The sequence below is a fragment of the Synechococcus sp. Cruz CV12-2-Slac-r genome, assembly GCF_024346075.1.
Lineage (GTDB): Bacteria > Cyanobacteriota > Cyanobacteriia > PCC-6307 > Cyanobiaceae > Synechococcus_D.
Map to the genome: position 1 here is coordinate 1 of NZ_JAGQEK010000060.1, position 10,101 is coordinate 10,101.

Annotated in this window: 11 protein-coding genes, 1 tRNA gene and 1 pseudogene; 7 read left to right on the forward strand and 6 right to left on the reverse strand. The window is 51.4% G+C overall.

The window, feature by feature from the left end; genetic code table 11:
• Positions 1 to 238: 238 nt before the first annotated feature.
• Positions 239 to 1,258, forward strand: coding sequence for an aspartate carbamoyltransferase catalytic subunit (locus tag KB557_RS06275; protein ID WP_255132415.1), 1,020 nt, complete (start codon positions 239 to 241; stop codon positions 1,256 to 1,258).
• Between the two features lie 10 nt (positions 1,259 to 1,268).
• Here KB557_RS06275 and KB557_RS06280 read toward each other — a convergent pair whose 3' ends face one another.
• The 5 genes from KB557_RS06280 to KB557_RS06300 form a co-directional block, all read right to left on the reverse strand.
• Positions 1,269 to 2,720 (reverse strand): NAD(P)/FAD-dependent oxidoreductase, encoded by a 1,452-nt coding sequence (locus KB557_RS06280; protein ID WP_255132395.1) that lies wholly within the window; start codon positions 2,718 to 2,720, stop codon positions 1,269 to 1,271.
• A 64-nt stretch (positions 2,721 to 2,784) separates the two neighbouring features.
• Positions 2,785 to 3,117: a DUF565 domain-containing protein gene (locus KB557_RS06285; protein ID WP_255132397.1), complete on the reverse strand. Its 333-nt coding sequence runs from the start codon at positions 3,115 to 3,117 to the stop codon at positions 2,785 to 2,787.
• 140 nt (positions 3,118 to 3,257) lie between these two features.
• Positions 3,258 to 3,458 (reverse strand): hypothetical protein, encoded by a 201-nt coding sequence (locus KB557_RS06290; RefSeq protein WP_255132399.1) that lies wholly within the window; start codon positions 3,456 to 3,458, stop codon positions 3,258 to 3,260.
• A 63-nt stretch (positions 3,459 to 3,521) separates the two neighbouring features.
• Positions 3,522 to 3,875 (reverse strand): hypothetical protein, encoded by a 354-nt coding sequence (locus KB557_RS06295; protein ID WP_255132401.1) that lies wholly within the window; start codon positions 3,873 to 3,875, stop codon positions 3,522 to 3,524.
• Between the two features lie 45 nt (positions 3,876 to 3,920).
• Positions 3,921 to 3,993 (reverse strand) — tRNA-Ala (locus KB557_RS06300).
• 26 nt (positions 3,994 to 4,019) lie between these two features.
• Between KB557_RS06300 and KB557_RS06305 the strand changes: the two genes are divergently transcribed.
• Together KB557_RS06305 and coaBC are read left to right on the forward strand one after the other, a co-directional pair.
• A complete protein-coding gene (locus tag KB557_RS06305) occupies positions 4,020 to 4,235 on the forward strand; it encodes a DUF2555 domain-containing protein (protein WP_255132403.1) in 216 nt (71 codons plus the stop codon).
• A gap of 2 nt (positions 4,236 to 4,237) precedes the next feature.
• Positions 4,238 to 5,488: a bifunctional phosphopantothenoylcysteine decarboxylase/phosphopantothenate--cysteine ligase CoaBC gene (gene coaBC, locus KB557_RS06310; RefSeq protein WP_255132405.1), complete on the forward strand. Its 1,251-nt coding sequence runs from the start codon at positions 4,238 to 4,240 to the stop codon at positions 5,486 to 5,488.
• A gap of 8 nt (positions 5,489 to 5,496) precedes the next feature.
• On the opposite strand, the gene KB557_RS06315 is transcribed toward coaBC, so the two are convergent.
• On the reverse strand, positions 5,497 to 5,796 hold the full coding sequence (locus tag KB557_RS06315; RefSeq protein ID WP_255132407.1) for a hypothetical protein: 300 nt from the start codon (positions 5,794 to 5,796) through the stop codon (positions 5,497 to 5,499).
• 82 nt (positions 5,797 to 5,878) lie between these two features.
• Between KB557_RS06315 and psbO the strand changes: the two genes are divergently transcribed.
• From psbO to KB557_RS06335, 4 genes and pseudogenes are all read left to right on the forward strand, one after another.
• Complete coding sequence (psbO, locus tag KB557_RS06320; protein ID WP_255132409.1) at positions 5,879 to 6,712, forward strand: photosystem II manganese-stabilizing polypeptide; 834 nt, start codon at positions 5,879 to 5,881, stop codon at positions 6,710 to 6,712.
• Positions 6,709 to 7,851, forward strand: a complete 1,143-nt coding sequence (gene sat, locus KB557_RS06325; RefSeq protein WP_255132411.1) for a sulfate adenylyltransferase — start codon at positions 6,709 to 6,711, stop codon at positions 7,849 to 7,851. Before psbO ends, sat begins: the two co-directional genes overlap by 4 nt.
• 44 nt (positions 7,852 to 7,895) lie before the next feature.
• Positions 7,896 to 9,752 (forward strand): ATP-dependent zinc metalloprotease FtsH3, encoded by a 1,857-nt coding sequence (ftsH3, locus tag KB557_RS06330; RefSeq protein ID WP_255132413.1) that lies wholly within the window; start codon positions 7,896 to 7,898, stop codon positions 9,750 to 9,752.
• Positions 9,727 to 10,101: pseudogene (locus tag KB557_RS06335) on the forward strand (hypothetical protein); the annotation flags it as partial. The gene ftsH3 and the pseudogene KB557_RS06335, both read left to right, overlap by 26 nt.

A 10,101-nucleotide genomic window follows, 5' to 3' on the forward strand; every position in this document is an offset into this window, starting at 1 on the left:
TTCGTAGATGAAATAGGAGCTATGAAAGCAATGTTTTGCTGCCCGCAGGGAGGGGCACCATGACACAAACGCTATTTTGAAATGTTCTTGTCAAAAGACTTCTCATCGTCCTAGCGCTGAAAATAGGCGTCCACCCCAACATCCGGCATGGCAGCCAGTAATTCCGCCAGTAGTAACCAGCACCCCCTGGCCATTTGCGTTTGCCCCCTTAACTTGGTTTTGTTTGCAATAGGTGGTTTTGAGTAGCTGGAACCATCGCCATGTGTTGGATCTAGCGGTTTTTTCGCTTGATAACTACGCCACAGTGTTAAGCCTGGCCCAACGCTTTCGTTCCTTGCCGATGGCTGGCCCCAGGCGCCTACCCGCCTTGCAGGGTCGTTTAGTAACAACATTATTTTTTGAACCCAGCACCCGCACCCGCAGCAGTTTTGAACTGGCAGCGCGTCGCCTTTCGGCTGATGTTCAAAGTTTTGCTCCTGCCACAAGTGCCTTAAGCAAAGGCGAAAGTTTGCTTGATACCGCCCGCACCTATGTAGCGATGGGGTCTGATGTGTTGGTGGTACGCCACAGCTGCGCCGGTGTGCCAGCTGCCCTTGCGCGCGACCTAGATCAAGCCGGTGAAAAGGTGGCAGTGCTTAATGGCGGCGATGGTTTACATAGTCACCCAAGCCAGGCATTGCTTGATCTATTTAGCCTTGCCCGTTATTTCGCGCCGGAAGCCCCAACCCCTGCAGCATTACAAGGAAAGCGCATCGTGATCGTTGGAGATGTGCTCCATTCCCGTGTTGCCCGTTCCAATCTTTGGGCGCTAACCGCTTGTGGTGCTGATGTGGTGTTGTGCGCCCCCGCCACGTTGTTACCAGATGCATTTAGCGAATTTGTTGCAGCCCCCCCCTCCGGTATAACCCACGACCCAGTGGCAATTCGTGGTGCTGTGCAGATTGAACGCAATCTCGATAAAGCTCTAGAGGGGGCTGATGCCGTGATGGCATTGCGTTTACAAAAGGAACGTATGCGCGAAAATCAAATCACAAGCCTTGATGCATATCACCGCAGTTTTGGTATTACCCATAAACGTTTAGAAGTTTGCGGTAAAAAAGTGCCATTGCTGCACCCTGGGCCAGTAAATCGTGGGGTGGAATTAAGTGGTGAATTAGTAGAAGATATAAATATCAGTTTAATTGATGAACAGGTGCGCAATGGTATTCCCGTGCGGATGGCCCTGCTTTATTTAATGGCTGCTAGCCATGATCTTTAAGCGTTGATCTTTAAGCGTTATTGCCGCGGAAATTATCTATTGCGTTTTTCATTGTTACATCCATATCAGATATTGATGTTTCCCCTGCAATACCCATTGGAAATGGCGAGCCACTCCCTTCAAGGCCCACGTGTTGGCTTGGCATACCAGTAATTAAAAGATCACCCCGTTGTTGGGTAACAACAGCCCATAGCCACTTAACAAGTAGCGATACGCGATTTTCATCATCTGGCATAAATGCCAAGTGAGCAGCGGCCCATAGGCCCCAGCCAGGGCTGCCCACCAGTTTTAAACCGCGCAAATCAGCAACAGCGCTTACGCGACCCAGCACCGCCATGGTGCCGAAATCAAAAAAGGAGAAGGGTTTCATTACGCGATTTTGTAATTTCGCTTGGATATCTTTTGCTACCCAGCCACCCATTTGCGTTGCTGGCCCCGCCATGCCGGGTAATGGTTTGCCGTCGTTTGTGTGGCTGTAGCTGCATAGATCACCCACCACTCGTATTTCGGGATGGCTTGGGATTGAAAAATCAGCATTCACCACCACCCTGCCGCCCCGATCCACCTCACAACCGGTGGAAGCTGCGAGGGTTTTACCCAAGTGGGATGCCCTCACTCCAGCGGTCCAAAAAACGTTTGCAGCCTTGATCCGCACATCACCATTGGGAGTGCCCACCAGCACTTCCCCAGGCACGATCGATTGCACCCGGCCTTGGAATAAAAATTCCACACCCACCGCTTTCAAATGCTTGCCAGCTGCTTCCGAAAGCAATGGATCCATTGCCCGCAATACCCGATCGCCTGGATCCACCAGCACGATGCGGGTGCGGCTGATATCAATCTGTTTGAAATCTTTCGCCATCGCATTACGCATTAGCTCAGATACAGCACCTGCCAACTCGCAACCTGCAGGGCCTCCGCCAACGATCACAACGGTTTGTAGAAATTCTCTTTCTTTTGGATTTGTTGTTTGTTCTGCTTGCTCAAGGGCCATCAGCAGGCGCCGCCGTATTTCTGCTGCGTGCTCAAGGATCTTCATCGGTGGCGCGATGTTGCGCCAATCCTCATGGCCGAAATAGGTGCTGCCCGATCCCGCCGCCAGGATCAGATAGTCGTAGCTGAAGGATTTGCCATTAAAAATAATTTCCTTTGCATCGGCTTGGATATCGCTCACCTCTCCCAATAACACCTGCACATTGCGTTGGGCTCCCACCAGTAAGCGCAAAGGGGTTGCCACGTCGCTTGCGCCCACCAGCCCGGTGGCCACTTGATAAAGCAAAGGTTGAAACAGATTAAAATTGCGTTTATCAATCAGGGTTACGCGCACATCTGCCCCTTTAAAGGCTTTGCAAGCCTTTACGCCAGCAAAGCCCCCCCCCACGATCACCACATGGGGCTTATCGCGTAGTTCTTCCGTTGGCGGCTCAAGTTCAAGGAAAAATCGCTCTTTAGTGGAAGTCATTAGCGCAGTAGAGAGGATCTATCTAAAAGGTATGCCTTTGTTTTGTTAAATGCCGGTTTAGTGCTCACACGCTGGCTTTAAATCCTTCTAACAGCAGCCCGTAAACCAGCCCCATCCGGGCCATATCCATTAATCCAAGCAGTAATTTATCGCCACCTTTACGCAGTAACGGTTTACGCGCACGAATCGCTAGTTCAGCAAGCACTACAAATAAAAGGGCAGCAAGGGGGTCTAAAAAACTCATTGCACCGGCAAGAGCGCCCACACTTGCTCCGATGCTGAAACCACCAAAAAAAATAATTGCTAGTAACGATGCTCTTCTCCAGGGGTTTTGAGTCCAGCTTTCAAGCTGTAGCAGCGCTTTCCCACCAAAAATATGTAAACGAGTGTTTTGCACTGTTTCCTAAAATCAAATAACAGACGAAGCAAGCTAGTGATCCCCATCACCTGGCCAGTTGCTTCGCCAATTTATTTATACACCAAATGTGAGGGTTAAGCAGTTACTCACGCTACATCTGGTGGATTTAATAAATAAATTTATGAATCAACCTCTTTTGGTTTGCGGCTTGTTTTGCCTTCGAGGAGTTCCAGTAGCGCCTCCATCTGGGCCATTACTCCCCGCACCTCTCCAGCTTCTGGCAATAGGCCATCATCCATAACCCCCTGGTGCATTTCACGCAGTTCCTGGCGGATGTAACGAAGGTGGCTCACCACCTGCTCGCGCTTTGACTGCGACATGCGTTGAGGTTTGTTGATTAATGACCCTTTGTACCCCATTGCGGGGCCGCCGCCGCGATAACCTCAGCCGCTTTTGCGGCAAACCCGCTCCAGCAGAGTCTTTGCAAGGGTAAAAGGCATTGCGTTAAACCAATCACCCGCTTCCCCTTGCGGCGCCTCTATCGGGCCAGAAAATAAACCAGGCATCGGTTGCCCCAATCGCCTTACCTTCCCATCGCGGCAGTTCAATTCGTATGGCACAAACCAATTCTGCCCATCGGCTTTGTTTTGCCGCTGCGTGTAGATAACTAAGCCGCTTTCTCTACTTATTGGCGGAAGCGGCGCAAGGATAATTATTTCCCGTTCGGTTTCCAATAACGGTGTTACCGCAATTAAAGTTGCCAGCCATTTAGTTATTAAACTCGGCAGAAAGGCCAAAACTCACCTCAATGCCATTAGCGGTTGAATTAATACTATAAAAAGTGGAGAATAGGGGATTCGAACCCCTGACCTCTGCGGTGCGATCGCAGCGCTCTACCAGCTGAGCTAACTCCCCAAGGGATTGATTTGAAATTACCACCCATGTCTGAACCCGTCGCAATTTCTGAAACTACGTTGGCTGCCCACACTGAGGATTCAGTGGCGGCTCTAGCTAAACGACTAGACGCAGACGACTACCCCAATCCTTTCGATAGCCTCTCCGATTGGCATCTGATGCGAGCTCTGGCGATACATCGCCCAGATTTGGCGCGCCCTTACGTGCATCTTGTGGATCAGGAACCGTTCGACGAGGAATAGCAATGCTGGCTGCTGCGGCTGATCCCCTGGCTAACAAACGAATCTTGTTAGCCGTTAGCGGCAGCATCGCAGCGGTGAAGGTGCCCCAACTTGTTAGCGCCCTTGTGCAACGTGGCGCTTTAGTGCGCTGCGTACTCACCCCCAGCGCCGCCCAATTGGTTAGCCCCGCAGCCTTGGCGAGTCTTTCCCGGCATCACTGCCACCTTGAGGCCGATCAGTGGTTAGCAAGCCAGCCCAGGCCGCTGCACATTGAATTAGCTGAATGGGCGGAACTTTTATTACTAGTACCCCTCAGCGCCAGCAGCATGGCCCGCTTGGCCCATGGCCTTGCAGACAACCTCGTGGCTTCCATATTCCTGGCTGCTGAAGCACCCCGCTTACTAGCGGCTGCCATGAACACCAGCATGTGGCAAGCCGCGGCAGTTCAACGCAATTGGCAAGTGCTGCGAGATGAGCCCCAAACATTGGCTCTGCCCCCAGCTGGCGATGGTTTGTTGGCTTGTGATCGCCGAGGCGCTGGTCGTATGCGGGAGCCGGCCCAGCTGCTGCTGGCGGCTGAATCCCTTGCAATTCGTGGCGCCACGCAAGATCTCAAAGGCTTGCGCCTCTTAATTACTGCCGGCCCCAGCCGTGAAGAGCTTGATCCGGCCCGTTATCTTTCGAATCCATCCACCGGCAGGATGGGAGTAATGCTTGCCCTTGCGGCCCAATGGCGCGGCGCTGAGGTGAAACTGCTGCACGGCCCCTTAGAGCTGGAGCCTGCTCTGTTGGAAGGTTTGCAATGTTTCCCTTTCATCAATGCAGCCCAACTTCAGCTTTCACTCAGCCAGCATCAATCCTGGGCCGATGGGGTGGTGATGGCTGCTGCGGTGGCAGATCAACGCCTACGTAAAACCAATGGCGAAAAACTTAGTAAGGCTGAATTGCAACATCAATTGCTACAGCCCGATACCTGGGAGCTGGTGCCCGATTTGTTGCAAGAAATGGTTGCAAATCGCCCACGGGGGCAAGTGTTGATGGGCTTTTGCGCCCATAGCGGCAATGGTTTAACAATTGCAAAGCAAAAATTGCAGAAGAAAGGCTGCGATCTGCTCTTTGCAAATCCCATTGATCTAGATGGGGCTGGATTTGGAGCGATCAACAATCAAGGCTGGTTGTTGCAACAGGGCGGGGAACCCCAGCAGCTAGGCCCCTGCAGCAAATTGGCCCTTGCCCATCAATTACTCGATAATTGGCATAAGTGCTGGCAATAAGGCTGGCATTAGGCCTCGCTCTGATCTCGAGGATTAAGCATTTCGAGGAAGGTTTGGATCTGAAGCCTTGGGATATACGGCCAGCCACCGCTTTGCTCGATCGATTGCAATAAGGCAAATAAACGGCGCCGATCAGCAGGCAGGCTGTTGCGCAATGGCCCGTCTTGGAGGCTGCGGTGCAGCTTCTCCAGCTCTCTTAATACCGCCAGCAGGGCAATTGGGTTGCCCTCAGCCTCGCTTGCAAGGGCTTCCGCCTCTTTGCTCCATTTTGAGAAGCGCTGGCTCCAGTCGGGTTCGGCTGTGGCCATCTAAATGTATGAAGGCGTGGCATCCTATCCGGCACATGTGGTTTTCGGTTGTACGATCAGTCATATGCCTTCTTTGCATCCCATGCGCAGCCTGCGGAAATTGTTTCAAGCAGCCATCGCCCTTTGTCTGGCGGCTTGTTTGACCCTTTTAACCGCCTGCAGTGGAGGCGCTAAAGCTATAGATCGAGCTGATCTCACCTACGAAGACATTCACAACACAGGGTTGGCAAATGATTGCGCCACCTTGCCGGAATCCGCCCGTGGCACTATCAGCCTCGAAGCAGGCAGCCGCTATCAGCTCAAAGAAATGTGCTTCCACCCCAGCACGGTGGCAGTGAAGGGAGAGCCGGCGAACAAACGTCAGGAAGCTCAATTTGTAGACGGGCGCATCCTCACCCGTTACACCTCCAGCCTTGATTCCGTTTTTGGCGATCTCACCGTTGAAGAAACAGGCTTACGTTTTAAGGAGTTAGGCGGCATTGATTTCCAGCCAATCACTGTTTTGCTGCCCGGCGGCGAAGAGGTGCCGTTCACTTTCTCCAGCAAGTTGCTCGATGCCACAGCTGAGGGCACAAACCTTTCCACGAGCACCGATTTTGAAGGTCCATATCGCACCCCTAGCTACCGCACCAGTAATTTCCTTGATCCCAAAGGTCGTGGTCTCACCACCGGCTACAGCAGCGCCATGGGCTTAGTGCCCGCTGGCGACGACGTAGAGCTGCGCAAAGAAAATGTGAAGCGCTATGTGGATGGCTCCGGCACGATGAATTTCTCGATCACTCGCCTTGATGCCCAAACCGGTGAATTTGCTGGCGTATTTACAGCGATTCAACCCTCTGATACAGACATGGGCACAAAGAAAGTGGTTGATGTAAAAGTGAGCGGTGAGCTTTATGGCCGCCTTGAGAAAGCTTGAACTCTGTGATCGCTCCTTACGGGGGCAGCTTGGTGGACCTGATGGTTCCCGCCGAGCAGCAAGCTCAGCTGCTGGCTTCTGTAACCACAAGCATTGAATGCTCCGATCGCAATGCCTGTGATGTAGAGCTTCTTGTGGTGGGGGGTTTTTCTCCAGAACGGGGCTTTATGCATCAGGAGAATTACAACTCCGTGGTGGCAACTCATCGCACCAGTTCCGGCTATCTATTTGGTTTGCCGCTTGTTTTTGATACCAGCCGGGATGATTTGCAGCTTGGTGATCGGGTTTTACTCACCTATAAGGGGCAAAATCTTGCGGTTTTAACCGTTCAAGATCAATGGCTACCCGATAAAACAATCGAGGCAAAAGGTTGCTACGGCACCACCTCCCTGGAACATCCAGCGGTGCGAATGATCGCGATGGAACGCAAACATCGCTACTTAGGCGGATCACTCCAAGGCCTTGAGTTGCCCAAGCGGGTATTCCCCTGCAAAACCCCTGCCCAGGTGCGGCAATCTTTGCCTTCAGGCGAAGACGTAGTGGCTTTTCAGTGCCGTAATCCCATTCATCGCGCTCACTACGAATTATTTACCAGGGCGCTTCATGCCAGCAATGTGAGCGCTGCTGCAGTGGTGCTTGTGCATCCCACCTGCGGACCCACCCAGGAAGACGACATCCCCGGCACTGTGCGGTTCCAAACCTATGAAAAGCTCGCAGCTGAAGTTGATAACCCCCGCATCCGTTGGGCTTACCTCCCATACGCAATGCATATGGCCGGCCCGCGGGAAGCATTGCAGCACATGATTATTCGCCGCAATTACGGTTGCACCCATTTCATCATCGGCCGCGATATGGCCGGCTGTAAGTCGTCTATTAGCGGTGAAGATTTTTATACCCCATACGAAGCGCAGGATTTTGCTACGGCCTGTGCACCGGAACTGGCAATGGAAACAGTGCCTTCCTTGAATCTTGTTTACACCCAGGAGGAGGGTTATGTAACCGCTGAGCATGCCGAGGCCCGCGGTTTACATGTTCAAAAACTAAGCGGCACCCAATTCCGCCAGATGTTGCGTAGCGGTGAGGAAATACCCGAGTGGTTTGCCTTCCGCAGCGTGGTTGAAGTGCTCCGCACTCCCTGAAACTCAGGATCGGTTAACATTCCTTCATTAATGAGGTTGGCTAAGTGGCAGGTAAGAAAGGTTGGCGTAATGCAGGTTTATACGTATTACTCGTAGTTGTTTTGATCGCCCTGGGCACCGCTTTTATGGGCGGCAGACCCGCCCCTGCTAACGCTCCAAGGAGCCTGCGATATAGCGATTTCATCGAAGCAGTACAGGCAAATCAGATTTCTAGAGTGTTGATCTCCCCTGATCGCGGCACCGCCCTTGTGGTGGAAAGCGATGGCCGCCGGGCTGAGGTGAACCTCGCACCAGATAAAGATCTGCTCAAAATTCTCACAGATAACAAAGTTGATATTGCTGTTCAACCCACTCGCCAAACTCCGGCCTGGCAGCAGGCTGCCAGCAGCTTGATCTTCCCAATATTGCTGCTTGGTGGATTGTTCTTTCTTTTACGTCGCGCCCAAGGTGGCGGCGGCGGTAATCAAGCGATGAGTTTTGGTAAAAGTAAAGCGAGGGTACAAATGGAACCTCAAACTCAAGTTACTTTTAATGATGTTGCTGGTATCGAAGGCGCAAAACTTGAGCTAACAGAGGTGGTTGATTTTCTTAAAAATCCAGACCGTTTCACAGCAGTTGGTGCAAAGATTCCAAAAGGTGTTTTATTAGTTGGCCCTCCAGGTACAGGTAAAACCTTGCTTGCTAAGGCTGTTGCAGGCGAAGCTGGCGTACCTTTCTTTTCAATTTCAGGTTCTGAATTTGTTGAAATGTTTGTTGGTGTTGGTGCCAGCAGAGTAAGAGATCTTTTTGAGCAAGCTAAAAAGAATGCCCCATGCATAGTTTTTATTGATGAGATTGATGCTGTTGGTAGGCAGCGGGGTGCAGGCCTCGGTGGCGGCAACGATGAACGTGAGCAAACTCTTAACCAGCTACTTACAGAGATGGATGGTTTTGAAGGTAATACAGGCATCATCATTGTTGCTGCAACAAACCGCCCTGATGTATTGGATTCAGCCTTAATGCGTCCAGGCCGTTTTGATCGCCAGGTAGTTGTTGATAGGCCTGATTACAGCGGCCGGCTTCAAATCCTCGGAGTTCATGCAAGAGGTAAAACCCTTAGCAAAGATGTAGACCTTGACCGGGTGGCCCGCCGCACCCCTGGATTTACTGGTGCCGATCTAGCAAATCTATTAAATGAGGCTGCAATCATGGCAGCTCGCCGTCAATTAAGTGAAATATCAATGGATGAGGTAAATGATGCAATCGAACGGGTAATGGCAGGCCCTGAAAAGAAAGATCGTGTTATGAGCGAAAGGCGCAAACGCCTTGTTGCTTATCACGAGGCAGGCCACGCTCTAGTTGGAGCGCTGATGCCTGATTATGATTCAGTTCAAAAAATCAGCATTATTCCCCGTGGTAATGCAGGCGGCCTCACTTTCTTTACCCCCAGTGAAGAAAGGATGGAATCGGGGCTTTATTCACGTTCCTATTTGCAAAATCAAATGGCTGTTGCCCTAGGCGGCCGTGTTGCAGAAGAAATTGTTTATGGGGAAGATGAAGTTACAACTGGAGCTTCCAATGATCTTCAGCAAGTTGCCCGGGTTGCACGCCAAATGGTTACCCGTTTTGGCATGAGCGATAAGCTTGGCCCGATCGCACTTGGTAGATCCCAAGGTGGAATGTTCCTTGGCCGTGATATCGGTGCGGAAAGAGATTTCTCAGAAGACACTGCCGCCACAATTGATGCTGAAGTTTCAGATTTAGTTGCGGTTGCCTACAAGCGTGCCACCGGTGTTCTTGTTGCAAATCGTGCTGTTCTTGATGAATTAGCTGATCTCTTGGTTGAACAAGAAACCGTTGATGCAGAACAGCTACAAGAACTATTACTGCTCCGTGATGTTGAGGTTGCAAACTACGTTTAAAGCTGATCCAGCTGCTCTTAAGGCATCTCTAAGTAATAGCCCATTGCTGGCTGTTTTACGCCCAAATAGCAGCAAACAAGCTCAGATACAGGTGGCGGCAGTTGCAGAAGCTGGCTTCATACACGTGGAATTGTCTTGGAATTCAGCTCCCTGGTGGGCTGAATTGCTTTTAGATCTTCAGAAACAATGGCCGCATGTGCGATTTGGTGCTGCAGGCATAAGCAATCAAGAACAGCTTCCTTTGATTTCTAAAATTGGTATTAGCTATGCAATGGCACCCGTTGCATCTGCTGAATTGCTAATTACGGCGGCAGATCTTGGGATTACTTTGGTGCCAGGGGTGTTTAGC